Here is a 23,166-nt window from a genome sequence, read left to right as displayed (position 1 = left end):
AACGCGAGAAGAAACGGAAGAAGGTGCAGGACGTGGCGAAGGGTCGCAAGAACGGCCTCTACGAAGGCGTCTCCGAGGAGCTTTCCGCCCTGATGAGGAAGGGCTGGGCGGACACGGAGCAGCACGGTCTCGAACCCGACGAGCAGGCCCCGTACGCGGCCCGCCGCCGTGCCGCGCTCTCCGCCCGCTTCCCCGGCGAACGCCTGGTGATCCCCTCGGGGAACCTCAAGATCCGCTCCAACGACGACACCTACCCGTTCCGCCCGTACACGGGCTACGTGCACATGACCGGCGACCGGGCCCGCGACGGCGCCCTCGTCCTCGAACCCCGCGCGGACGGCGGCCACGACGCCTACTGCTACCAGCTGCCCCGCGACAGCCGGGAGGACGACGAGTTCTGGACCGGCTACACGGCCGAGCTGTGGACGGGGCGGCGGCGCTCCCTCGCGGAGGCCGAGGCCGTCCTCGGCCTGCCCTGCCGCGACGTCCGCACCGCCGCCGGGGACCTGGCCGCCGGCTCCGGCGCGCCGACCCGGATCGTCCGGGGGGTCGACCCGGGTCTCGAAGCCGCCGTCACCACCGACGAGGAGCGCGACGCGGAACTGGAGGAGGCGCTGAGCGAACTCCGGCTCGTCAAGGACGCCTGGGAGATCGGGGAGATGCGCAAGGCGGTCGACTCCACCGTGCGCGGCTTCACCGACTGCGTCGGGGAGCTCTCGCGGGCGGTCGCCTCGTCCGAACGCTGGATCGAGGGCACCTTCTTCCGCCGGGCCCGCCTGGAGGGCAACTCCGTCGGCTACGGCTCGATCTGCGCCGCGGGCGAGCACGCCACGATCATGCACTGGACGGAGAACGACGGACCGGTGCGGCCCGGGGACCTGCTCCTCCTCGACGCGGGCGTGGAGACCCGCTCCCTCTACACCGCCGACGTGACCCGCACCCTTCCGGTGAGCGGGACCTTCACCCCCGTCCAGCGCCGGGTGTACGAAGCCGTGTACGAGGCCCAGGAGGCCGGGATGGCGGCGGTGCGGCCGGGCGCCCCGTACCGCGTCTTCCACGAGGCGGCGCAGCGCCACCTGGCGGCCCGCCTGGTGGAGTGGGGGTTCGTCGAGGGCCCGGCGGACCGCGCGTACGCCCTCGGTCTCCAGCGCCGCTTCACCATGGCCGGGACCGGCCACATGCTCGGCCTGGACGTCCACGACTGCGCGGCCGCGCGCACCGGGGAGTACGTCGACGGCGTCCTCGTCCCGGGCATGGTCCTGACCGTCGAGCCGGGCCTGTACTTCCAGCCCGACGACCTGACCGTGCCCGAGGAGTGGCGCGGCATCGGCGTGCGGATCGAGGACGACCTGCTCGTCACCGACGACGGCCACGAGAACCTGTCGGCGGGTCTGCCGCGCTCCCCGGACGAGGTCGAGGCCTGGATGGCGAGGGTGGCGGGCTGACCCGCCGCGCCCGTGTGCCCGGCACCCCGCCACGGGGTGCCGGGCACACGGGCCGCCGCCACGGGGTGCCGGGCGCACGGGCCTCCGCCGGGCCCCCGGGGTGTCCGTGTCCGTGTCCGGTGCGACCGTTCGTGCCCGGGCACTGGACGGGCCCCGCGCCATGCGGTTGGCTGAGGGCAGACCTACTCAACTAGTTGTCTATGGAGCCGCCCCGTGCACCCCTTCCGCGCCGCCGTGGAGAACCGCGATTCCGAGGCCGTCGAGGCCCTGCTCGCCGAGGACGTCGTCTTCACCAGCCCGGTCGTCTTCCGGCCCTACTCCGGCAAGGCCGTCACCGCCGCGATCCTGCGCGCCGCCCTCCGCGTCTTCTCCGACTTCCGCTACGTCCGCGAGATCGCGGGCGCGGACGGCCGCGACCACGCCTTCCTCTTCACCGCGAAGGTCGGCGACAAGGAGATCGACGGCTGCGACTTCCTCCACTTCGACGAGGGGGGAAGGATCGACGAGTTCACCGTCATGGTCCGCCCCCTCTCCGCCGCCCAGGCGCTCTCCGCCGCCATGGGCGCCCAGTTCGACCGCGTCCGGGAAGAGGCCGAGGCCGCCGCGGCCCGCTGACCGGCCCGGGGCCGGACGCGCGGGCCGCCGGGGGAGAAGAGCGCGGGGAAGAAGCGGGGGGCGGGGCAGGCGCGGGGAGGGGGAATCGGCGGGTCCGGTTCCCGGGTTGGGCGCCCCCGGCCCGCGCCCGCCCGCGTCCCCCGCCCGCGCCTGCCCCACCCGCACCTGCCCCGCCCGCGTCCGCCCGTCCGCCCGCGTCCCCCGGCACCGCGCCCGTCCACCCGTCCGGTCAGTCCTCGCGGGGATGGGTGGTGATCACCCGGCCCTTGGCGTCGGCCGTCAGATGGGCGGAGCCGTACGCGTCGGACAGGTAGACGCTCAGTCCGGCGTCGCCGCCCGTGAGCGTCGAGGCCGGGGTGACGATCAGATAGCGGCTGGTCGGGCTGGTGATCCCCAGCTCCTTGTCGGCGCGCTTCATGAGCGCCGGCAGGGCGTCCCACGAGAAGGCGTCCAGATCGGCCGGGACCGAGCCCGGGAAGACGGTGCCGCCGGGCCCCTCGCGGACGGCCACGTCCCCGCCCCGGTACGTGTAGCGGTCGTACCGCTTCGTGCTGCCCTTGACCATCGCCTGGGCCACGGCGTACTCCGGGTACACGACGAAGCTGGTGACCTTGGCGCCGCCCGAGGCCGCCTTGACGGCGGCGACGGCGGCCCGTGCCCCGGCGGGCGTCAGGAGGTCGGTCTTCCCGGCCTCCGTGTCCTTCCCGGCCTCCGTGTCCTTCGCGGGCGTCGCCGACGCCGTGGGACGCCGGTCGGCGGGGCCCTGCGCCGAGGGGGCGGCGGCGGTCGGTCCGCCGTCCGGCCCGGTCGCGCCCCAGTCCCGGTTCAGGGCGACGGGCACGCCCACCGCGAGGACCGCCACCACGGCCGCCGCCCCGACGAACCGCCGTCCGTGCCGCTTGGGGGCGACCGCCGCCGGGGCGGGCGCGGGGGAGAAGGGCGGAAAGCCCGCCGGGCCTCCCGGCGGAGCCCCCGCCGGTCCCGTAGGGCCTCCTGCCGGGCCCCCCGCCGGTCCCGTAGGGCCTCCCGCCGAACCTCCTGCCGGTCCCGTAGGACCTCCTACAGGTCCCGCCGGTGCCGGCCGGAGCGCCCTCGTCTCCCCGCCCCCCGACCACCCGTCCCCGGCATCCGGCCACCCGGCCCCGGCGCCCGGCCACCCGGCCCCGGCGCCCGGCGCCCGGTCCCGTACGGCGTCCCCGTCCCGGTGGGTCCCCGCCGCGACGGCGGCCAGCACGCGGTCCAGCTCCTCCGCGTCCGGGCGCGCGGCCGGGTCCCGCACGAGGAGGCGCGTCAGCACGCCGCCCAGCGCACCGGCCCGGACCGGAGGGGGCACGTCGTCGGAGAGGACCGCCGCGAGGGTCGCGAGGGTGTTCTCCCTGCGCAGCGGGTGGTGGCCCTCCACCGCCACGTACAGCAGCATGGCCAGCGACCACAGGTCGGCCGCCGGGCCGCTCGCGCCGCCCCGGATGCGCTCGGGCGCCATGTAGTCGGGCGACCCGATGATCGATCCCGAGGCGGTGAGGGCCGTCGACTCCCGGATCGCCGCGATCCCGAAGTCGGTGAGGACCGGCCGCCCGTCGGGCCGCAGCAGGACGTTGGCGGGCTTCACGTCACGGTGCTCGATGCCCCGCTCGTGGGCGGCGCGCAGGGCCGAGAGCAGCTCGCGCCCGAGCCCGGCGGCCTCGGCGGGGGCCATCGTGCCCCGGTCGAGCCGGTCCTGGAGGGTGCCGCCGGTGACCAGCTCCATCACGAGCCACGGGAAGGTCCCCTCGCCCGCGTCCACGATGTGGTGGATCGTCACCACGTTGGGGTGGGTGATCCGGGCCAGGGCGCGGGCCTCCCGCAGCACCCGGGCGCGCAGGGTCCGGGCGCCCTCGGCGTCGTACTCGGCCATGGCGGGGTCCGGCGGGCGCACCTCCTTGAGCGCCACGTCGCGGTGGAGGGACAGGTCGCGGGCGCGCCACACCGTCCCCATGCCGCCCCCGCCCAGCCGCTCCAGCAGTTCGAAACGGCCGTCGATCACTCTGCTCACGCGCGCACCCCTGTAGTCGGTCTTCCCCGGTCCCCGGACCGGTGCCACCCGGCCGGACGGCCACCCCTCCGCCGTACACGCCGGTCCGCGGACGTCCCGTGAGGGCCGGGGCCCGGAGGCCGGCCCGGAGCCGTCCCGCGTCCGTCCGCGTCCAGATCTTCGCCGCTTCCGGCCGTACTGTCACCTCCCGTCCCCGGCCGGCCGGGGACATCGATCGGCCGTACCGCGCAGCGCCCGCCACCGATGTCTCGGATAGGGTGATTCGGTAGATATCGCGCCCTCTGGGGCGGGGTCGAGGCGTAGGGCGATGCGTTGGAGACACACCGGTCGTCGAGCAGGGTTCCCCCACCGCCCCGGGCGGCCATGGGCGACGCCGGGGTGCTCCGCGAGCTGCTGCCGATCGCCCTGTGGCGCGAGGACGCCGGGGGCCGCATCGTCGAGTGGTCCCTCGCCGCCCAGGACCTCCTCGGCCACCGGCCCGAGCACGTGCTGGGACGCCCCGCCACCCCGCTGCTCGTCCCCGACGCCAACCGCGAACTCGCCGACCGGCTCACCCGCCGCGTCCAGGCGGGCGAGACCATGGTCGGCACGCTGCCCGTCCGCCACCGCGACGGCCACACGGTCGTCATGGAGATGTGGATCGTGCCGGCCGCCGACCCGGAGGGGCTGCCGGGGGCGATGCTCATCGCCGTGGAGACCTCCGAGGTCCTGCGCATGCGGGAGAACCTGGCGGCGATGGAGAGCCTCTTCACCCAGTCGCCCATCGGCCTCGGACTGCTCGGCCCCGACCTGCGCTTCCTGCGCGTCAACGACGCCCTGGCCCGGATGAACGGCGTCCCCGCGGCCGGACACGTGGGCCGCCGCCTCACCGAGGTCGTGCCCGGCGTCAACGCCGTCTCGCTGGAATCCCTCATGCGCCGGGTCCTGCGCACCGGCACCGCCGTCACCGACGCCCGCCGGACGGGCCGCACCCCCGCCGACCCGGACCGGGACCACGTCTGGTCCTGCTCGTACGCCCCGCTCGTCGACCGCGCCGAACACCGCCCCCTGGGGCTCATCGCCTCCGTGGTCGACATCACCGAGAGCCAGGAGGCGCACGGCGAGGTCGAGCGGGCCCGCCGGCGCTTCGCCCTGCTCGCGGAGGCCGGCGCCCGGATCGGCACCACCCTGGACCTGGGGCGGACCGCGGAGGAGACCGTCCGCTTCCTCGTGCCCCAGCTCGCCGACTCGGCCGACGTGCAGATGCTGGAGACGGTCTTCGCGCCGGACGACCCCGCCGCCTCCACCCGGGGCGTGCTGCGTCGGCTCGCGGCCCGTTTCCCCGACCCGGCCGCCCCCGCGTCCCTGCTCGCCCCGGGACGGACCTTCCAGGTCCCGTTCGACTCCGTGTACGAGCAGGTCGTCGTCCGCGGCCGGCCCGTGGACCTGGGCGCGTCCGATCTCCCGCCCCTCCTCGGCGACCCGCACGCGGAGGCGCTCCGCGGCTACTTCGCCGACCGCGTCGGCTCGGTGCGGCTCGTGCCCCTGGTGGCCCGGGGGAAGGTCCTCGGCGCCGTCATGGTGACCCGGCTGCGGTCCCGCGAGCCCTTCGACGCCCAGGACCGGGTCCTCGTCGACGAGGTCGTCGCCCGCGCCGCCCTCAACATCGACAACGCCCGCCTCTACACCACCCAGCGGGATGCCGCCCTCACCCTCCAGCGCTCCCTCACCAACAGCGCGCTCCCCACCGTCGCCGGTCTCGAACTCACCGGCCGCTACCTGCCCGCCAGCGCCCACGACGTCGGGGGCGACTGGTTCGACGCCATCGCCCTGCCGGGCGGCCGGACCGGTCTCGTCATCGGCGACGTCATGGGCCACGGCATCCACGCGGCGGCCGTCATGGGCCAGCTGCGCACCGCCGTGAGGACCCTGGCCCGCCACGACATCCCGCCGGCCCGGATGCTCGGTTCCCTCGACGCCGTCGTGGCCGACCTGGGCGAGGACGAGATGGCGACCTGCGTCTACGCGGTCCACGACCCGGCCACCGGCCGCTGGGTGATCGCCCGCGCGGGGCACCCGCCGCCGGCCGTCGCCACTCCGGACGGGACCGTCACCTTCCTCGACGGCCCGCCGGGGACCCCGCTGGGCACGGGGGCGCGGGACTTCGGCACGGAGGAGGTCGTCCTGCCCGGGGGCGGGCTCCTCGTCCTCTACACCGACGGCCTCGTCGAGGCCCGGGACCGGGACCTCGACGAGGGGCTGGGCCGGCTCGCGCGGGCGCTCGCCCCTCTCGACCGGCCCCTGGACCGGCTGTGCGACGAGGTCCTGGCCCAGCTCCTCGCGGACTCGGCCCAGGACGACGTGGCGATGCTCGTCGCCCGCAGCACCCGCTGACGCCCCGTCCGGTTCCGGCCCCGCCCGGAGCCGGGGGCCGTGGCGGGGCCGGAGGGGAGGGCGGCGGGTCCGGCGTCCCGGGCGCGCCGCCCGGGGGTGCGGTCCGGGAGCGGCGGGCACGCCGCCCGGCGGTACGGCACGCCGCCCGGCGGTACGGCACGCCGCCCGGCGGTACGGCACGCCGCCGGGCGGTACGGTCCGGGGCCGGCGGGCGCGCTACCGGATCAGGTCACGTCGATGTGGACGCTGGTCGACTTCACGCGGGCGGTGGCCCGCATGCCGACCTCGATCCCCAGCTCCTCCACGGCCTCCCGGGTGAGGAGCGAGACGAGGCGGTGCGGTCCCGCCTGGATCTCCACCTGGGCCGCGACGTCACCGAGCTTGACCGCCGTCACGATCCCCGGGAACGCGTTGCGCGCCGAGGTGTACGGCCGGTCGTCGTCGTCCGCGGCGCCCTGCCCGGCCTCGACGGAGAAGGCGGCCAGGTCGCGGCCGTCGACGAGCCGCCGGCCGTTCTCGTCGCGGTGGGTGGCGATCCGGCCCGCATCGGCCCAGCGGCGTGCCGTGTCGGGGCTCACGCCCAGGAGGCGCGCCGCCTGCCCGATGGTGTAGGAGTGCATGCGCGCAAGATTACGGGCCCCGGGTCCGCGTCCGTGCGGCGTGGGCGCCCTCCCGGCCACCCTCGCCGGGGCGCGGGAGGTCAGACGGCGCCCTCTCCCCGTCCCACCGCCTCGACCAGGGGCAGCAGCCGGTGGGGCACCCGCTCGCGCAACGCGATCTCGGTCCGGGTGCGGACCACTCCGGGCAGCCGGATCAGGCGCTGGATGACGTCCTCCAGATGACCGGCGTCCCGCGCCACCACCCGGGTCAGCAGATCGCCGCCGCCGGTGATGGAGAAGGCCTCCACGATCTCCGGGACGGCCGCGAGGGCGTCCCCGACCTCGTCCAGACGGCCCTGGGTCACCTCGACGTGCACGAAGGCGAGGACCGGATGGCCCAGGGCGGCGGGGGAGAGGACCGGTCCGGTGGCCGTGATCACCCCGTCCCGTTCCATCCGGTCGATCCGGGCCTGCACGGTGCCCCGTGCGACCCCCAGGAGGCGCGCGTACTCGCGCACGCTCGTCCTCGGCCGCTCGATCAGCAGCCGCAGAATCCGGGTGTCGAGCCCGTCCACCGCCATGGCCCGCCGGCCTCCTCCGCTCGCTTCCGTGCCCCCGGTGCCGACTCTATCCGGGGTCCGGCGGCCGGGGCCGGGACGGGACGCCGGCCCCGGGGGCGGGGCGCCGGGCCTACGGGCGCTCCGCGCCGCGTGCCGCGTGCGCGGCCCAGAGGATCAGGGGGAGCTGGAGGGGGACGCGGCCGAAGGCGACGGCCCTGGCGACCGCGGGGCGGTGGCGCCAGTCGTACGCCATCTGCACGTTGGCGGGGAGGACGGCGGCGAGGAGGACGGCGGTCGCGCGGGCGGCCGCCGGACGCGTCCCCGGCACCGCGAGACCGGCCGCGAGCGCCAGTTCGGCGGCCCCGCTGATCCGGGTCCACGTCCTCGGGCGCCCCGGCAGGGCGCGCGGCACGATCGCGTCGAACGGCCTCGGGACGAGGAAGTGGGCGGTGCCCGCGGCGGCCATCAGGCCGGCGAGGGCGAGGGCGGAACGTGCGGACCGTGGCATGGCGCTCCTCCGGAGGGCGGCGGTACGGGACGGGCACCGGCCGGCGAGCGCTGTTACCGGCCGGTAGGTACGGAGTGAGGGTGGCACGCGCGGGGGCTGGCCGTCGAGACCCGGGGCCGTTCCCCGGGAAGGCCAGACCGGGGCCGCCGTCCCTCCCGGCGGGAAACGCCCGTCCCGGCCGCGGTGGTCCGTTGGCCCACAGCCGGAGCGCTCACGGCCGCGCGCACCGGGCCAATGGACCAGCGGATCGGCGAAGAGTTGAGCCAATGGAGCGAGGATGCTTTCCTGTGTCCCATCCACGTACTTTCGGCGCCGCGCAGCGCCGGGGCGGCGACGAGGCCGGTCCGGACCGCGGCGCCTTCGTCGTGTCCGCGCGCTCCCACCACCCCCGGGCGCCGCGCGGCCGGCGAGAGGCAAGACAAGGGGGCGGCCGAAGCCGTGAAGAAGATGTTCGTGGCCCCGGACCCGGGGCTCGTCCGACTGCGCGTCTCCCTGCGGGCGGTCCTCGGCATCGGCCTCGCCGTCGCGCTGGCCGAACTCGCCGGGCTCTCCCTCACCGCCTCCGTCACCGCGGGCCTGGCCGCGCTGCTCGCCCTCTTCACCGTGGGGGATCCGACCGTGCGCCGCCAGGCCGTCACCACCGTCCTGCTGCCGGCCGCCGGCTTCCCCGTCCTCGCCCTGGCGACCGCCCTCCACGGCGTCCCCCCGCTCCGCGACGCCGCCTGGCTCCTCGTCGTCTTCGCCGGCGTGTACGCCCGCCGCTGGGGGCCGCGCGGGCACGCCCTCGGCATCTTCGCCTTCATGCAGTTCTTCGTCACCCAGTTCCTGCACGCGCTCCCCGCGCAGCTGCCCGAGCTGTACGCGGCCGTCGCCCTCGCCCTGCTCGCCGCCGGAACGGTCCGCTTCGGCCTCTGGTGCGTCGAGCGGCGCGTCCCGCCGCCCGCCGCCCCCGCCCCGCTGCCGGGCACCGGTCTCGCCCGCCCCACCACCCGCCAGGCCTTCCAGACCACCGCCGCCTGCGCCGTCGCCCTCGCGGCGGGCCAGCTGATCTCCCACGAGCGCTGGTACTGGGCCGTCGGCACCGCCTGGTGGATCTTCGTCAACACCGCCTCGCGCGGCGAGACCCTCGTCCGGGGCTTCCGCCGGGTCCTCGGCACCGTCACCGGCATCGCCGCCGGACTCCTGATCGCCGTCCCCGTGGGCGGCGCGCCCGCCCCGACCGCGTTCCTCGTCGCCGTGTGCGTCTTCGGGATCTTCTACACCGCCCTCCTCTCGTACAGCTGGATGATGTTCTTCGTGACCGTCATGGCCGGACTGCTGTACGGCCTCCTCGGCGTCCTGCACCCCGGCCTGCTGCTCCTGCGCTTCCAGGAGACCGCCGTCGGCGCGGCCGGCGCCGCGATCGGCGTCCTCCTGCTGCCCGTGACCACGCACGCGGCCACCAACGCCTGGATCGAGCGGGCCGTGACCTGCGTGCACACCTGCACCACGGCCGCCGCCCGCCGGCTCGCCGGCGACCCGGACGCCGACCCGGCGCCGCACGCCGCCGAACTGGAGCTCCTGCTCGGCCGGGTCCGGCTCTCCCTCGCGCCGCTCGTGCACCCGCTCAGTCCGCTGCGCGCCCGCAAGGCCCGCGCCCGCCGGGTGCTCGCGCTCCTGGACGACTGCGCCCGCGAGATCAGGGGCCTCGCCGCCGTCGCCGCCGACCCGGACGCCTCGCACGACGCCCGGCTCGCCGCCGCCGCCTGGCGCGTCGAGGCCGCCGTCCACGCCCTCGTGCCCCCGGCGAAGCCCGTGGGGTCCCCGGACGCCGGCGCGGCCGGGGTGCCGCACCACCCCGGCGCCGAGGCGGCCCTCGGCCATCTGTACGGCCTGGAGCAGGCCCTCGTGGAACTCGCGGCGCCGCTGCGCACCTCCCCCCGCGCACCCCTGGTCCCGGCCGCCTGAGAACGGACCCGGACGGCCGCCCCGTCTTCGGCCCCTTTGGTCTAGACCCCTGCTACCGTCGGCGCGAAACGGCCGGCCGACCACGGCCGGCCCCGGGAAGGGGAGACAGCGTGGGTGACACAGGGACGGTCCGGGACGGAAGCGGCCGGAACGGCGGAGGGGACGGGAACGCCGTACGGGCGTACATCGGCTCCTTCACCTCGGAGGGCGGGCGGGGGGTCCTCGCCGCCGAGGTGGACGGGGAGACGGGCGCGCTGACCGTCACCGGTTCCAGCGACGCCGTCGCCGACCCCTCCTTCCTGGCCCTCGCGGGCCCCGTGCTCCACACCGTGTCGGAGACCGACGCCGGCGCCGTGGCCGCCTTCGACGTCACCGGGCCCGTGCCCCGGCCGCTCGGCACGCCCGTCCCCGTCGACGGTGCGGGCCCCACCCACCTCTCCCTGGCCGCCGGCCACGTGCTCACCGCCAACTACACCTCCGGCAGCATCAGCGTCCTGCCCCTGGCCGGGGACGGCACCGCCCGCCCCGTCGCGGCGGTCCTGCGCCACGAGGGGAGCGGCCCCGTCGCCGACCGCCAGAGCGGCCCGCACGCCCACCAGGTGCTCCCCGACCCCAGCGGCCGGTGGGTCGTCGGCGTGGACCTCGGCACCGACTCCGTGTGGATCTACGCCCTCGACCCCGCGACCGGGACGCCCGCCCTCCACGGCGAGACCGCGCTGCGTCCCGGCACCGGCCCCCGCCACCTCGCCTTCCACCCGTCCGGCACGCACGCGTACGTCCTGCACGAGCTGGAACCCGTCCTCACCGTCTGCCGGTGGGACGCGGAGACGGGCACCCTCGAACCGCTCGGCGAGACCCGCGTCGTCCCCGAGGGCGCCCCCGGCCCCAGCTACCCCTCCGAGGTGGTCGTCGCCCCCGACGGACGCTTCCTCTGGGCCGCCGTCCGGGGCGACGACACCCTCGCCGTCCTCGCCCTCGACCCGGACGGCTCCGGGGCCTCGCTGACCGCCACCGTGCCCTGCGGCGGCACCTGGCCGCGCGACCTGACCCTCGCCCCCTCCGGACGGCACCTGTACGCGGCGAACGAGCGCTCCGGCGACGTCACCTGGTTCGCCCTCGACCCCAGGACCGGCGTGCCCTCCCGCGCGGGCGCGATCCAGGCCCCGGCGGCCTCCTGCGTCGTCTTCGGCTGAGCCGCGCCGGGACCGCCCCCGGCCCTGGCGCGGCCCCGGCGGACACGCGAAGGGCCCGCACCGGACGGTGCGGGCCCTTCGGCGCGGGCGGCGGCGTCGCTCAGAGCGAGGGCACGCCCTGCGGCTGCTGCGGCGAGATGCCCAGCGCGGCCGTGTACTGCGAGAGCACCAGCCTGCCGATCGCCGGGTAGGCGCCCAGCGGCTCGGCGGCGGCGCACCCGGCCTCCTTCGCGGCCTCGTCGAGGAGGCCTTCGGCCAGCTCGGGGCCGATCAGGTACGGGGCGAGGGCCAGCTGCCCCGAGCCCGCGGCGCGCAGCTGCTCGGCGACGGAGGCGATCGAGCCCTCCTGGTCGAGCGCGGCGGCGATCACCGGCACGGCGAGGCGCGCGGCGAGCAGCATGCCGGTGATCCCGGCGGCCTGCACGGCCTCCTCGCCGCCGACCGTGGCCAGGATGATGCCGTCGGCGGCCGTGGTGACCGTGAACAGCCGGGCGCGGTCGGCGCGGGCCAGGCCCACCTCCGACAGGCGCACGTGCAGCGCCTCGGCGAGGAGCGGGTGCGGTCCGAGGACATCGGTCAGCTCGGCGGTGTTGCCGCCGTCCATCAGGGCCTGGCGGACCCGGCGCATCTGGGCGCTGTCCGGGCCGGCGAGCAGCGGGACGACGACCGCGGCCGGGCCCGTCGGGGCGGGGACCTCGCGGCCGGCGGCCAGAGCCAGCTCGTACCGGTCGGTGCGCAGCGCGGCGGCGGCCGTGACCACGCTCGCCAGGGAGGGGTACTCGGCGTCGTCGCCCTCCAGGAAGCCGATCACGGCCTCCAGGCCGGGCAGCTCGGAACGGGCGATGCTCAGGACCTCTTCGGCCAGCGAGCGTATGGCGGCGGAAGGCACGCCGGGTACGGCGAGAACCAGCGCGGGAGCGCCCTCGGGCGCCGCCGCGGGTTCGGGGCGACGGTGCCGCCCGGACTGGCGGGGTCGAGGCATTCGTACAGGCAGGCCGGAAGCAGGCCCAGTGGGGGAGCTCATGGCGCCGCATGCTACTGGTTTCGCCCTCGGCGCCGTTCGCTGAGGTGCGACCACGCGCCTTCTGTCCCTCTATGTCCGGCCCGAAACTCCGCTTCCGTTCCGTTTCCGCCCGCCTCTGCCCCTTTCCGGTGCTCTTTTCGCTTCAGGACACCGGCTTCGGCCCGGAGGGGCGTCCCGGTGGCGCGTCCCCGCCGAAGAGCCGCAGCAGCGACGCGTCGGCCGGCAGCCGCAGCGTGCCGGTGGCGAGCGCCGAGGCGAGCACGACCGCCCCCGCCAGCGGATCTCCTTCCGGAGCCGCCGCGCGGGCGTGCGGAAGCAGTTCCCCCAGCGCGGTCCGCAGCGGCGCGAGCAGGACCTCGCCCATCTTGAACAACCCCCCGGTCAGGGCCACCACGGCCCCGGACCCGGCTGGGCACACGGCCTCCGCGGCCTCCGCGACGTGCGCGCCGGCCCGGGCGAGGATGTCCGCCGCCACCGGGTCCTCCGGGGCGCAGCGCCCCACCTCCGGCGCGAAGGAGGCGAGCACCGCGGGCCGGTCCGTGCGCGGGTAGAGCAGGCCCGGCAGCCCCGCCGCCGGCCCGAACAGCTTCTCCGCCCGGTCCAGGAGCGCCGCCGAACCTCCCCGCCGCCCGTCGTGCGCGCGCATCGCCGCCTCCAGGCCGGCCCGGCCGATCCAGGCGCCGCCGCCGCAGTCGCCCAGGAGGTGCCCCCAGCCGTCGGCCCGCCGCCAGGTCACCAGGTCCGTGCCGAGCGCGACCATCCCCGTCCCGCCCGCGACGACCGCGCCCGGCCGCTGCCCGAGCGCTCCCGCGTACGCGGTGACCGCGTCGGCCGCGAGCGCGATCCGGCGCACCCCCCACGCCTCCGCGAACGCGCCCGGCAGTCCGGCCCGCAGCTCGTCCCCGAGGGTCGCCATCCCGGCGGCGCCCACGGCCGCGGCGAGCACCGGCCGCGCCCCGAACGGCTCCCTCAGGGCGCGGACCGTCGGCAGGACCTGCTCCAGGAAGTGGGCGGCGGAGATCCCGCCGGGGCCGGTCCGCACGGGTTCGCGCGACGTGCGGGTGCCGAGGACCGTGCCGGTCGCGGCCTCGGCCAGGGCGATCCGGAGCCCCGAACCGCCGGAGTCGACACCGACGACCAGACCGTCCGGGCCCTCCACCCCGACAGGTCCGGCGGGTCCGGCAGATCCGGCGGGTTCGACGGGTCCGGTGATGGGGCCGTTCACGGAAACCACGGTGCACCGTCCTCACGGGAAGGGGTGGAGTCTGCGGGGGAGGCGCCCCGCCGGGCGGTCGGGGCCGGTTGTCACTGTAGGCCGGTAGAGTGACGGACCGTGACAGCGCGACCTTTGAACGAACTGGTGGAGCCCGGCTGGGCGGAGGCCCTGAGCCCCGTCGCGGGGCGGGTGGCGGCGATGGGCGACTTCCTGCGCGCCGAGATCGCCGCCGGCCGGACCTACCTCCCCTCCGGGCCGAACGTGCTGAGGGCCTTCCAGCAGCCCTTCGACGACGTGAGGGTCCTGATCGTGGGTCAGGACCCCTACCCGACGCCGGGGATGGCGATCGGGCTGAGCTTCGCGGTCGCGCCCGAGGTCCGTTCGCTGCCCGGCAGCCTGGAGAACATCTTCCGGGAGCTGCACACCGACCTGGGCCTGCCCCGCCCGTCGAACGGCGACCTGACCCCCTGGACCCGCCAGGGCGTCCTGCTCCTCAACCGGGCGCTGACCACCGCCCCGCGCAAGCCGGCCGCCCACCGGGGCAAGGGCTGGGAAGAGGTCACCGAACAGGCGATCCGCGCCCTGGCCGCCCGGGGCAAGCCCCTGGTGTCGATCCTGTGGGGCCGCGACGCGCGCAACGCCCGTCCGCTCCTCGGCGACCTGCCCGCGATCGAGTCCGCGCACCCGTCCCCGATGTCGGCGGACCGGGGCTTCTTCGGCTCCCGGCCCTTCAGCCGCGCCAACGAACTCCTGCTCGGCCTGGGCGCGCAGCCGGTGGACTGGCGCCTGCCCTGACCCGGCGCGTGCGGGCGGTGCTCACCGGAGCACCGCGGCCCGCACGCACAGCACGTCCGGCAGGTGCTCGGCGAGGAGTTCCCAGGTGTCCCCGTCGTCGGCGCTCGCGTACACCTCGCCGTTCCGGTTGCCGAAGTAGACGCCCGCCGGGTCCGCGTCGTCCGTGCACAGCGCGTCCCGGAGCACCGTGCCGTAGTGGTCGCCCCCGGGGAGCCCGGCGGTCAGCGGTTCCCAGGTGCTCCCGGCGTCGGTCGTGCGGTAGACGCGGCACCGCCGGCCCGCCGGGACCCGGTCGGAGTCCGCGGTGATGGGGAAGACGTAGGCGGTGCCGGGGCGGTGCGGGTGCGCCGCGACGGCGAAGCCGAAGTCGGAGGGGAGTCCCGCGCCGATGTCGGACCAGTGGGCGCCCGCGTCGTCGCTGCGGAAGACGCCCCAGTGGTTCTGGAGGTAGAGCCGGTCCGGATCGCCCGCGTCCTGGGCGATCTTGTGGACGCACTGCCCGAACTCGGGGTGCGGGTCCGGCAGGAACACCGCCGACACGCCCTCGTTGGAGGGCGCCCAGGCGGCCCCGCCGTCCCGCGACCGGAACACCCCCGCGGTCGACACCGCGACCGTGAGCGCGTCCGGGTCGCGGGGGTCGGTGACCACGGTGTGCACGGCCTCGCCGCCCCCGCCGGGCACCCACCGCGAACGGGTCGGGTGCTCCCACAACGGCCGTACCAGCTCGAAGGACTCGCCGCCGTCCGCCGACCGGAAGAGCGCGGCCGGCTCCGTCCCCGCGTACACCACGCCGGGGGAGTGCTCAGGGGCCGGGTGCAGCTGCCAGACGCGCTCCAGGGAGGCCCCGGTGTCCTCGGGGAACCTCACCGCGGGCCGGGCCGGTTCCGTCCAGCTCCGGCCGAGGTCGTCGGAGTGGAAGACGGACGGCCCCCAGTGGGTGCTGTCCCCGCCGACGAGCAGCCGGGGGGTCGCCCGCCGGGTGTCGACGGCGACCGAGTACACCGCCTGGGCGGGGAACGCCGGATCGCCGAACTCCCACCGCCCCTCGTGCCTGCGGCCGATGAAGAGGCCCTTGCGGGTGCCTACGGTCAGGAGTACGTCGGGCATGGCTGCCACCTCCAGGACGTCCTTGTCACGGATACGGTCAGTCTGCACCCGCGCACCGACAGTGCCCCCCCGGGCGCGCCCCGGAGCCCCTTCCGGAGGGGCCCGGTCCGGTTCAGATCGCCCAGGCGTACGGGGCCGGCGCGTGGATCTCGCCGCCGAGTTCGCGGGCGGCGCGGCGGGGCCAGGAGGCGTCCCGCAGCAGTTCGCGGCCGAGGAGGACCGCGTCCGCCTCGCCGTTGGCGAGGATCTTCTCGGCCTGCCCGCTCTCGGTGATGAGGCCGACGGCGGCCACGGGCAGTCCCGTCTCCGCCTTCACGCGGGCGGCGAAGGGGACCTGGTAGCCGGGCCCCACCGGGATGCGGGCCGGTCCGCCGTTGCCGCCGCTGGAGACGTCGAGCAGGTCCACGCCGTGCTCGCGCAGCAGCGCGGCGAACCGCACGGTCTCGTCCACCGTCCAGCCCCGCTCCTCCAGCCAGTCGGTGGCGGAGATCCGGAAGAAGACCGGCAGGTCCTCGGGCCACACGGCCCGCACCGCGTCCACGACCTCCAGGGCGAAGCGGGTGCGGTTCTCGAAGGAGCCCCCGTACGCGTCCGTGCGGTGGTTGCTGTGCGGGGACAGGAACTGGCCGATGAGGTAGCCGTGGGCGCCGTGCACCTCGACGACCCGGAACCCGGCCTCCAGGGCGCGGCGGGTCGCGTCCGCGAACTGCCCGGTGATCTCCCGGATGCGCTCCGGGGTCAGCTCGTCCGGGACCGGGTGGTGCTCGTCGAACCCGACCGGGCTGGGGCCGACGGGCTGCCAGCCGTCCCCGCCCGGGGCGACGGGACCCCGGCCCTCCCAGGGGCGGTTGGTGGAGGCCTTGCGTCCCGCGTGGCCGAGCTGGATCCCGGGCACGGTGCCCTGCTCCGCGAGGAAGCCGGCGATCCGGCGCAGTCCCTCGGTCTGGGCGTCGTTCCAGAGGCCGAGGTCCGCCGGGCTGATGCGGCCCTCGGGGGAGACGGCGGTCGCCTCGACGAGGATCAGCCCGGCGCCGCCGGTGGCGCGGGCGGCGTAGTGGGCGAAGTGCCAGTCGCGGGCGACGCCCGCGTCCGGGCCGGTCGTCCCGGCCGAGTACTGGCACATGGGGGCCATCCAGACCCGGTTGGGGACGGTCAGGGACCGCAGCGTGAAGGGCTCGAAGAGGGCGACGCTCATGACGGACTCCGTTTCGGGATGCCTCGAAGGACGTTCATACGATAGGCATCGTAGTACGACGCATGTCAAACTACGAGAGGTCTCGTACAATGAGGTCGTCCCGGATGAAGTGGAGCCGCCATGACGACCACCGCCGACCCGCGAGCGCTCGAACACCCCGCGCGCGACCGGATCCGCCTCGAAGACGTGCTGCACGCGCTCGCGGACGCCGTGCGCCTGCGGATCGTGCGGGACCTGGCGCGCGAGGACGCCGAGCTGAGCTGCTCGGACTTCGACCTGCCGGTGACCAAGTCCACGACGACGCACCACTTCCGGGTGCTGCGCGAGAGCGGCGTCGTCCGCCAGACGTACCGGGGGACGGCCAAGCTCAACACCCTGCGCAGGGACGACCTCGACGCCCTCTTCCCCGGCCTCCTCGACGCCGTCCTCGCGGCGGCGGCCCGGGCCGGCGACGGGGACGGCGCCCCGGCCGCCTGACGGCCGTCCGCCCCCGCGCCGGGCGGGGTGCGCGCGCCCGGCGCGGAGACGGACGGGGCGTGCCCGTCCGCCGCCGGCCCCGCGCCGGACGCGCTCCCTACAGCGAGCGCATCCGGGCGATCTCCGAGGTCTGCTGGGCGATCACGTCGTTCGCCATCTCCTCCACCAGGACGTTGTTGCCCGCGCCCAGCAGCTCGGCCGCCATCGTCACGGCGCCCTGGTGGTGGGTGATCATCAGCTTCAGGAACAGCTCGTCGAAGGCCCTGCCCCTGGCCCCCCTCAGCTCCGCGAGCTGGGCCCCGGTCGCCATGCCGGGCATCGCGTGGTGGTCGTGGCCGCCCTCCTCGCGCGGACCGCCGTTGTTCTTCAGCCAGTCCTCCATCGCCCCGATCTCCGGCTTCTGCGCGGCCGCGATCCGCTCGGCGACCTTCTTGACCCCGGCGGACTCCGCCCGCCGCGGCACCAGTTCCGTCATCGTCAGGGCCTGCCGGTGGTGCGCGATCATCATCCGGACGTACCGGAAGTCGGCACCGTTCGGGCTCTCGTCGGGGAGCAGCCGGGCGGCCTCCTCGGGCGACACCCGCCGGGCCGGTTCGCCCGGCCGCCCGGGCGCCACCACCGTGGCCCCCGTCGGGCTCGCGGCCTTCGGCGCCCTCCCGTCCGGCTCCGGGCCACAGGCGCCCAGGGCGAGTACGGCGGCGGCGGACAGGACCGCGGCCACCACGGCACGCTGACGGCGGATCGACAACGCGACCTCCAGTTGCTCCTGCGGGGGACGGGAGCCGTCCCGGCGCTTTCCTCCGGGAGACCGGCCGGAATCCCTCATGACATCCGTGTTGCCATCTGTTGAGATGTGCACGGCAAGGAAGATACTGCCGGGGTCCCACAACCGTTCAAGACCGAACGGACACCAGGGAGAACGGAGTGACTTCGTTGCGTACCCCGCGTACCACGTCCACCGCGCGAGACCCGCGCGGCCGGATCGGACGGCTCGGCGTGGCATCCGCCGCGGCCGGACTGCTGGCCACACTGCTCACCGCCGGACCCGCCGCCGCCACGCCGGACCCCGGAGACGCCCCCGTACGGAGCGGGATCTCCCCGCAGCAGGCGGCCGACACGCGCTCCGCGCTCCGGAGCGGCGAGATACCCGGCGTGGACCGGATCGTCCACAGCCAGAACATCGAGCACCTCGCGAACATCCCCAAGGACGCCCTGCCCGGCCTCAACACCGACCTCGCCTTCCAGGGCAAGTACGCCTTCGCCGGCAACTACGACGGCTTCCGGATCTTCGACATCAGCAGGCCGAACGCCCCCGAGACCGTCGCCCAGGTCCTCTGCCCCGGCTCCCAGAACGACATCTCGGTCTCCGGCGACCTGCTCTTCCTCTCCACGGACTCCTCCCGCAGCGACGACTCCTGCGCGAGCACCACGCAGCCCGCCACGGTCAAGGAATCCTGGGAGGGCATGAAGATCTTCGACATCAGCGACATCCGCAACCCGAAGTACGTCGCCTCCGTCGAGACCGCCTGCGGCTCCCACACCCACACGATCGTGCCGAAGCGCAAGGACGTCTACGTCTACGTCTCGTCGTACAGCCCGAGCGCGGCCTTCCCGGACTGCCGGCCGCCGCACGACGGCATCTCGGTCATCAAGGTGCCGCGCAAGGCGCCCCAGGAGGCCCGGGTCGTCGCCTTCCCGGTCCTCTTCCCGGGCGAGGGCCCGGACGGCGGCGGCAACCCCGGCGCCCCCACCAACCCGGGCGTCTCCAAGACCACCGGCTGCCACGACATCACCGTGCTGCCCGAGAAGGACCTGGCGGCCGGCGCCTGCATGGGCGACGGCATCCTCTTCGACATCTCGGAACCCGAGCGGCCCCGGGTGATCGACCGCGTCCAGGACAACGTCAACTTCGCGTTCTGGCACTCCGCGACCTTCAACCAGAAGGCGGACAAGGTCGTCTTCACCGACGAGCTGGGCGGCGGCGGCGCGGCCACCTGCAACGCCGAGGTCGGCCCGAACCGGGGTGCCAACGGCATCTACGACATCGCCGGCAAGGGGAAGAAGCGCAAGCTCGTCTTCCGCGGCTACTTCAAGATCCCGCGCCATCAGGCCGCCACCGAGAACTGCGTCGCCCACAACGGTTCGCTGATCCCGGTCCACGGCAAGGACATCATGGTCCAGGCCTGGTACCAGGGCGGCGTCTCCGTCTGGGACTTCACCGACTCCGCCCGGCCCCGGGAGATCGCCTACTTCGACCGCGGCCCGCTCTCCGACACCACCCTCTCGGTCGGCGGCTCCTGGTCCGCGTACTACTACAACGGCCACATCTACTCGAACGACATCGCCAAGGGCTTCGACGTCCTCAGGCTCTCCGACCGCCGCACCGACCCCGCGAAGCGGGTCCGGCTCGACGAGCTCAACGTCCAGACCCAGCCGGACTACTTCGACTGACCGCCCGGCCGCCCGGCACCCCGGGCGGCGGGGGGGGGGGGGGGGGGGGGGGGGGGGGGGGGGCCGGCGCCGCCCCCCCCGCCCCCCCCGGGCCCCCCCCGCGCCCCCCCACCCCCCCCCCCCCCCCCCCCCCCCCCCCCCCCCCCGGGGGGGGCGCCCCCCCCCCCCCCCCCCCCCCCCCCCCCCCACGCCCGGCTCCAGGTCCAGGCCGTAGCGGTGGAACAGCTCCGAGCGCAGCCGCGCCCACGGCATCGGCGCCCCCGGCAGCAGCACCGCCACCACCGCGCCCATCAGCAGGGCCCGCAGCAGCGGGTAGTCCGTGTCCACGTCCTCGGAGCCGTACCGTTCGAGCGTGTCGCGCAGCAGGAACGCGAGGCGCCGCTGCTCCTCGCACCGCACGAAGCCCTCGGCCTGCAGGATGCCCGCCATGTGGGTCCGCATCAGGGTGGGGCGCTCCACGGCCAGCCCCAGGATCGCGTCGATCGCGCGGGCCAGCCGCTCCCGGCCGTCCTCCGTGCGCGGCTCGCGCTCCAGGGCCGCCTCCAGCGTGAGGTGCATCAGCCGGTGCACCGCCGCCTGGAGCAACTGCCGCTTCCCCGGGAAGTAGTACGAGATCAGCCCCCGCGCCGTACCGGCCCGCTCCGCGATGTCGCCGAGCGTCGTCGCCTCGTAACCCCGGGTGTCGACCAGCTCCACGGTGGCCCGCAGGATGCGCTCCCGCGACCGGCGCCGAAGCTCTTCATTGACCGATGCGCTACGCGGGGACATGCTGGACTCCTGCGTTGACTGGCTGACGGCCAGTATACTCGGCGCGTCCTGTCGGCACGCCCTCGTGGCGGGCCGCCGGGGACGCCGTCTGTTCTGGGCGACACGGGGGATCGTCCAGAACAGACGGCCTCATCGCGCCCCTCCCGCGCGGCTCTCCCCGCCCACGCCGCCCCCCTCGCCGTTCCCGCCCGCCGGCGCGGCCCGCGCGTCCCTCCTCCGGTACGCGAGCACGGCCACGGCCACGCAGCACCACCCCAGGAGCCATCCCCCGAGGACGTCCGAAGGCCAGTGGACGCCCAGGTGGACGCGCGTCCACCCCACTCCGAGCACCGACACGACGGCGGCGCCCGTGAGCGCGCCCCAGCCCCGCCACCCGTCCCGCCAGTGCAGGGCGAGGACCCACAGCAGCAGCCCGCAGGTGACCACGGCCGTCATCGCGTGCCCGGACGGGAAGGCCGCGTACCGCGCCGAGTCGACCGGATCGGGCCAGTGGGGCCGGTCCCGCCCGACCAGCGCCTTGAGGCCCTGCTGGAGCCCCACGGCCAGCAGGCTCGTCCCGGCCACCCACACGGCGAGCCGCCGCTCCCTCCGCCACCACAGCAGCACCACGGCACCGGCGGCCAGGCAGCGCATGGTCACGGGGTCCCAGACCCAGTCGCTCAGGATGCGGTTGGTCCGGGTGACGCCGGGATGGGCGACGGCGTTGCGGTGCAACTCCTCGGCGACCGACCGGTCGAAGGAGAGCAGCGGCGACCAGCCCGCCGCGACGCAGACGAGCAGGAGGAGGGCCAGGACACCGGAGACCACGGCGGAGGAGCGCATGCGCCGATCCTGCCCGACGGACCGGCCTCCCGCGGCCTTCCACACGCCCCGCGCGGCTCTCCGCGCCCGGCGCCCGCCGCGACGGGGTCGCGCGGCGGATTCCGGGGGCGGGACCGGAGGCGCCCCCGCGCCGGCCCACCGGCGCGGCTCGCCCCGCGCGGCGGTCGGCGTCCGCGACGGCGATCGCGGGGCCGGGCACGTTCCGGCGACGGGCGTCCGGGGCGCGTGCCGAAAGCCCGGCCCGCCCTCCGGGCGGACGACGCCCCTCCCGGCACACGCCTAGCCCAGCGCGCCGAAGGCCGGGAGGAAGGCCACGAGCACCGGGACCGCGGGGACCAGGGAAGCGGCCGCCGTCAGGCGCAGCCGGCGGCCGGCCGTGAGCCGGGGCGTCGCGGCCAGGAGGCGGTCCACCCGCTGCGGCAGGTCCGCGTCCGGCGCCGGGCCGGGCCCGAACACCCCGCGTTCCTCGTTCAGTTCGACCAGGGCGAGCGCGACCGTCAGGTGGCCGAACCGGCGCGAGGCCACGTCGTCGGCGGCCCGTTCCACCAGCCGGTGCATCTCCTCGCGGAAGGCCTCGAAGACGGGGACGCCCGGGAATCCGGAGGCCAGCGCCGCCGAGCAGTGCAGCAGCCAGTCGTGCCGGGCCCGGGCGTGGCCCTGCTCGTGCGCCAGGACCGCGTCCAGCCGGCGTCCCTTCAGGCGGCGCAGCGCCGCCGTGGTGACGACCAGCCGGGGCGTGGGGCCCGGCATCCACCAGGCGCCCGCCCGTTCGCCCTCCAGGACCACCAGGCGCTCGCCGTCCGGTTCCTCCCCGGGCATCAGGGGCGCGCGGACGAGCAGGTCGCGGCGGCGCCGCCGGCGCCGGGCGCGGGCCAGGCCGATCTCCCGGCCCAGCATCGCCCCGGACCACACCCCGCCGGCCGCGAGGGCCACGGCGAGCACCGCGGACCAGGGGCCGGCCGTGCCGAGTCCGTACGCGTCGATCACGGCGCGCGGCGCGGACGCGAAGACCTGCCCCCGCACGGCCTGCCAGGCGGCCGACGCGCTGAACGTCATGGAGAGCGCGAAGCTCAGCAGGACGGCGGCCACCACGCACTGCCACACCCACAGGGCCACCACGGGTTCTCGCTCCGTCCAGTCGGCCCGGGACAGCAGCCGGGGGGCCGTGAGGGCGGTCAGGAGGCCGAGCAGGAACAACGCGAGGGAGACCCACATGGCGGCAGCCTATGAGCGCGGTACCGGCCGGGGGTACGGGCGCGAGCGGCAAGTGACGTACGCCACGGCGCCGTTGGCCGGGGCGCGTCCCGGACGGGCCGGGGAGCGGGGGCGCGTCTCACAGCGTCACGAGCATCGCCACCATGGCCAGTGCCATCGAGACCCGGCACGCGAGCGTCAGCTCCGGCCCGGCCGCGCGGGGCGCCGGCGCGGGGCCGCCCGCGGGCGCCGCCACCGGAACCAGCCGCGCGCCCGCGCGCAGCACGTACACCGCGTAGTAGAGGAGGAGCCCGCCGGTGAGCACGGGTATGCCGCCCGCGCCGGCCGTCGCGTGCCCCGCGTGCGCCCCCGGTGTGCCGGGGGCCGCCATCGCCACCGCCATGTAGACCATGGAGAGGGAGCCCACCAGGTGGTGCGGGTGGTGGCCGCCGTGCCGGACGGTGCGCAGCCCGTGCAGCGCCGTCGCGCCGAACACCGCCGCGCAGACCGCCCAGCTCCACCCCGGCGGGGTGAGGACGGCGGCGGGCAGTGCCATGAACGCCATCCCGAACCCCATCACCGCCTCGCCGCCCGCGGCCCGCCGCTCCTCCCCGGCGCACCCCCGCATCCGCAGCAGGCAGTACGCGCCGGTCGACACGCACAGCGCGACCAGCAGCCATCCGGGCAGAGCCGGTCCGTGCACGGCGCACCCCCCTCGACGCGTTCGTGGTTCCCGGGGAGGGATGCCCGGTTCCCGGGGAGGACACGCGGGCGCACGGTTGCGCAGAGGCGTACGGGGCGTACGAGGGGGAGTGGAAGGCGCGCGTTACGCTCGCCGTGCGGCG

20 protein-coding genes and 1 pseudogene are annotated in these 23,166 nt (G+C 76.0%); 8 read left to right on the top strand and 13 right to left on the bottom strand.

Annotated elements, in window-relative coordinates:
- Positions 1-32: 32 nt before the first annotated feature.
- Both ACZ3IL_RS22550 and ACZ3IL_RS22545 read left to right on the top strand, forming a co-directional pair.
- On the top strand, positions 33-1,445 hold the full coding sequence (locus tag ACZ3IL_RS22550) for an aminopeptidase P family protein (protein WP_467392669.1): 1,413 nt from the start codon (positions 33-35) through the stop codon (positions 1,443-1,445).
- Positions 1,446-1,658: 213 nt separating this feature from the next.
- Positions 1,659-2,060: a nuclear transport factor 2 family protein gene (locus ACZ3IL_RS22545; RefSeq protein ID WP_467392667.1), complete on the top strand. Its 402-nt coding sequence runs from the start codon at positions 1,659-1,661 to the stop codon at positions 2,058-2,060.
- 229 nt (positions 2,061-2,289) lie between these two features.
- Here ACZ3IL_RS22545 and ACZ3IL_RS22540 read toward each other — a convergent pair whose 3' ends face one another.
- The gene (locus ACZ3IL_RS22540) at positions 2,290-4,035 is read right to left on the bottom strand and encodes a serine/threonine-protein kinase (protein WP_467392912.1); all 1,746 of its coding nucleotides are present in this window, start codon (positions 4,033-4,035) and stop codon (positions 2,290-2,292) included.
- Between the two features lie 369 nt (positions 4,036-4,404).
- Here ACZ3IL_RS22540 and ACZ3IL_RS22535 point away from each other — a divergent pair, with 369 nt between their 5' ends.
- On the top strand, positions 4,405-6,465 hold the full coding sequence (locus tag ACZ3IL_RS22535) for a SpoIIE family protein phosphatase (protein ID WP_467392665.1): 2,061 nt from the start codon (positions 4,405-4,407) through the stop codon (positions 6,463-6,465).
- A gap of 224 nt (positions 6,466-6,689) precedes the next feature.
- On the opposite strand, the gene ACZ3IL_RS22530 is transcribed toward ACZ3IL_RS22535, so the two are convergent.
- The 3 genes from ACZ3IL_RS22530 to ACZ3IL_RS22520 all read right to left on the bottom strand — a co-directional run bounded on the left by ACZ3IL_RS22530 (position 6,690) and on the right by ACZ3IL_RS22520 (position 8,132).
- Positions 6,690-7,085, bottom strand: coding sequence for a TOBE domain-containing protein (locus tag ACZ3IL_RS22530; protein WP_467392663.1), 396 nt, complete (start codon positions 7,083-7,085; stop codon positions 6,690-6,692).
- Positions 7,086-7,165: 80 nt separating this feature from the next.
- Positions 7,166-7,645, bottom strand: coding sequence for an Lrp/AsnC family transcriptional regulator (locus ACZ3IL_RS22525; protein WP_467392661.1), 480 nt, complete (start codon positions 7,643-7,645; stop codon positions 7,166-7,168).
- Positions 7,646-7,754: 109 nt separating this feature from the next.
- Positions 7,755-8,132: a DoxX family protein gene (locus ACZ3IL_RS22520; protein WP_467392659.1), complete on the bottom strand. Its 378-nt coding sequence runs from the start codon at positions 8,130-8,132 to the stop codon at positions 7,755-7,757.
- 447 nt (positions 8,133-8,579) lie between these two features.
- On the opposite strand from ACZ3IL_RS22520, the gene ACZ3IL_RS22515 reads away from it, so the two are divergent.
- Together ACZ3IL_RS22515 and ACZ3IL_RS22510 are read left to right on the top strand one after the other, a co-directional pair.
- A complete protein-coding gene (locus ACZ3IL_RS22515) occupies positions 8,580-10,079 on the top strand; it encodes an FUSC family protein (protein ID WP_467392910.1) in 1,500 nt (499 codons plus the stop codon).
- 110 nt (positions 10,080-10,189) lie between these two features.
- The gene (locus tag ACZ3IL_RS22510; protein ID WP_467392657.1) at positions 10,190-11,272 is read left to right on the top strand and encodes a lactonase family protein; all 1,083 of its coding nucleotides are present in this window, start codon (positions 10,190-10,192) and stop codon (positions 11,270-11,272) included.
- Positions 11,273-11,372: 100 nt separating this feature from the next.
- Here ACZ3IL_RS22510 and ACZ3IL_RS22505 read toward each other — a convergent pair whose 3' ends face one another.
- Positions 11,373-12,296 (bottom strand): sirohydrochlorin chelatase, encoded by a 924-nt coding sequence (locus ACZ3IL_RS22505; protein ID WP_467392655.1) that lies wholly within the window; start codon positions 12,294-12,296, stop codon positions 11,373-11,375.
- 142 nt (positions 12,297-12,438) lie between these two features.
- On the bottom strand, positions 12,439-13,455 hold the full coding sequence (locus ACZ3IL_RS22500; RefSeq protein WP_467392908.1) for an N-acetylglucosamine kinase: 1,017 nt from the start codon (positions 13,453-13,455) through the stop codon (positions 12,439-12,441).
- Between the two features lie 174 nt (positions 13,456-13,629).
- On the opposite strand from ACZ3IL_RS22500, the gene ACZ3IL_RS22495 reads away from it, so the two are divergent.
- Positions 13,630-14,307 (top strand): uracil-DNA glycosylase, encoded by a 678-nt coding sequence (locus tag ACZ3IL_RS22495; protein WP_467392653.1) that lies wholly within the window; start codon positions 13,630-13,632, stop codon positions 14,305-14,307.
- A 21-nt stretch (positions 14,308-14,328) separates the two neighbouring features.
- Here the strand turns inward: ACZ3IL_RS22495 and ACZ3IL_RS22490 are convergent, their stop codons facing one another.
- Together ACZ3IL_RS22490 and ACZ3IL_RS22485 are read right to left on the bottom strand one after the other, a co-directional pair.
- Positions 14,329-15,414, bottom strand: coding sequence for a WD40/YVTN/BNR-like repeat-containing protein (locus tag ACZ3IL_RS22490; protein ID WP_467392651.1), 1,086 nt, complete (start codon positions 15,412-15,414; stop codon positions 14,329-14,331).
- A 112-nt stretch (positions 15,415-15,526) separates the two neighbouring features.
- The gene (locus ACZ3IL_RS22485; protein ID WP_467392649.1) at positions 15,527-16,609 is read right to left on the bottom strand and encodes an NADH:flavin oxidoreductase/NADH oxidase; all 1,083 of its coding nucleotides are present in this window, start codon (positions 16,607-16,609) and stop codon (positions 15,527-15,529) included.
- Positions 16,610-16,729: 120 nt separating this feature from the next.
- On the opposite strand from ACZ3IL_RS22485, the gene ACZ3IL_RS22480 reads away from it, so the two are divergent.
- Positions 16,730-17,086, top strand: coding sequence for an ArsR/SmtB family transcription factor (locus tag ACZ3IL_RS22480; protein WP_467392647.1), 357 nt, complete (start codon positions 16,730-16,732; stop codon positions 17,084-17,086).
- Positions 17,087-17,183: 97 nt separating this feature from the next.
- Here ACZ3IL_RS22480 and ACZ3IL_RS22475 read toward each other — a convergent pair whose 3' ends face one another.
- Positions 17,184-17,834, bottom strand: coding sequence for a DUF305 domain-containing protein (locus ACZ3IL_RS22475; protein ID WP_467392645.1), 651 nt, complete (start codon positions 17,832-17,834; stop codon positions 17,184-17,186).
- A 185-nt stretch (positions 17,835-18,019) separates the two neighbouring features.
- On the opposite strand from ACZ3IL_RS22475, the gene ACZ3IL_RS22470 reads away from it, so the two are divergent.
- Positions 18,020-19,537, top strand: a complete 1,518-nt coding sequence (locus ACZ3IL_RS22470; RefSeq protein ID WP_467392906.1) for an LVIVD repeat-containing protein — start codon at positions 18,020-18,022, stop codon at positions 19,535-19,537.
- A 126-nt stretch (positions 19,538-19,663) separates the two neighbouring features.
- Here the strand turns inward: ACZ3IL_RS22470 and ACZ3IL_RS22465 are convergent.
- The 4 genes and pseudogenes from ACZ3IL_RS22465 to ACZ3IL_RS22450 form a co-directional block, all read right to left on the bottom strand.
- A pseudogene (locus ACZ3IL_RS22465) lies at positions 19,664-20,305 on the bottom strand (TetR/AcrR family transcriptional regulator); the annotation flags it as partial.
- A gap of 129 nt (positions 20,306-20,434) precedes the next feature.
- Positions 20,435-21,127 carry a phosphatase PAP2 family protein gene (locus ACZ3IL_RS22460; protein ID WP_467392643.1) on the bottom strand — a complete coding sequence of 231 codons (693 nt, stop codon included), beginning with the start codon at positions 21,125-21,127 and terminating at the stop codon, positions 20,435-20,437.
- Between the two features lie 279 nt (positions 21,128-21,406).
- A complete protein-coding gene (locus ACZ3IL_RS22455) occupies positions 21,407-22,342 on the bottom strand; it encodes a M56 family metallopeptidase (RefSeq protein ID WP_467392641.1) in 936 nt (311 codons plus the stop codon).
- A gap of 118 nt (positions 22,343-22,460) precedes the next feature.
- Positions 22,461-23,024 (bottom strand): DUF5134 domain-containing protein, encoded by a 564-nt coding sequence (locus tag ACZ3IL_RS22450; protein ID WP_467392639.1) that lies wholly within the window; start codon positions 23,022-23,024, stop codon positions 22,461-22,463.
- Positions 23,025-23,166: the final 142 nt, after the last annotated feature.

The organism is Streptomyces sp. NPDC014907, from assembly GCF_055562975.1.
This window is presented reverse-complemented; position numbering and strand designations above follow the sequence as displayed.

Coding starts and splice junctions, on each gene's coding strand:
- ACZ3IL_RS22525 (WP_467392661.1), bottom strand. CDS start 7,645: ATGGCGGTGGACGGGCTCGACACCCGGATTCTGCGGCTGCTGATCGAG.
- ACZ3IL_RS22480 (WP_467392647.1), top strand. CDS start 16,730: ATGACGACCACCGCCGACCCGCGAGCGCTCGAACACCCCGCGCGCGAC.
- ACZ3IL_RS22540 (WP_467392912.1), bottom strand. CDS start 4,035: ATGGGGACGGTGTGGCGCGCCCGCGACCTGTCCCTCCACCGCGACGTG.
- ACZ3IL_RS22505 (WP_467392655.1), bottom strand. CDS start 12,296: ATGAGCTCCCCCACTGGGCCTGCTTCCGGCCTGCCTGTACGAATGCCT.
- ACZ3IL_RS22455 (WP_467392641.1), bottom strand. CDS start 22,342: ATGTGGGTCTCCCTCGCGTTGTTCCTGCTCGGCCTCCTGACCGCCCTC.
- ACZ3IL_RS22485 (WP_467392649.1), bottom strand. CDS start 16,609: ATGAGCGTCGCCCTCTTCGAGCCCTTCACGCTGCGGTCCCTGACCGTC.
- ACZ3IL_RS22520 (WP_467392659.1), bottom strand. CDS start 8,132: ATGCCACGGTCCGCACGTTCCGCCCTCGCCCTCGCCGGCCTGATGGCC.
- ACZ3IL_RS22490 (WP_467392651.1), bottom strand. CDS start 15,414: ATGCCCGACGTACTCCTGACCGTAGGCACCCGCAAGGGCCTCTTCATC.
- ACZ3IL_RS22515 (WP_467392910.1), top strand. CDS start 8,580: ATGTTCGTGGCCCCGGACCCGGGGCTCGTCCGACTGCGCGTCTCCCTG.
- ACZ3IL_RS22460 (WP_467392643.1), bottom strand. CDS start 21,127: ATGCGCTCCTCCGCCGTGGTCTCCGGTGTCCTGGCCCTCCTCCTGCTC.
- ACZ3IL_RS22530 (WP_467392663.1), bottom strand. CDS start 7,085: ATGCACTCCTACACCATCGGGCAGGCGGCGCGCCTCCTGGGCGTGAGC.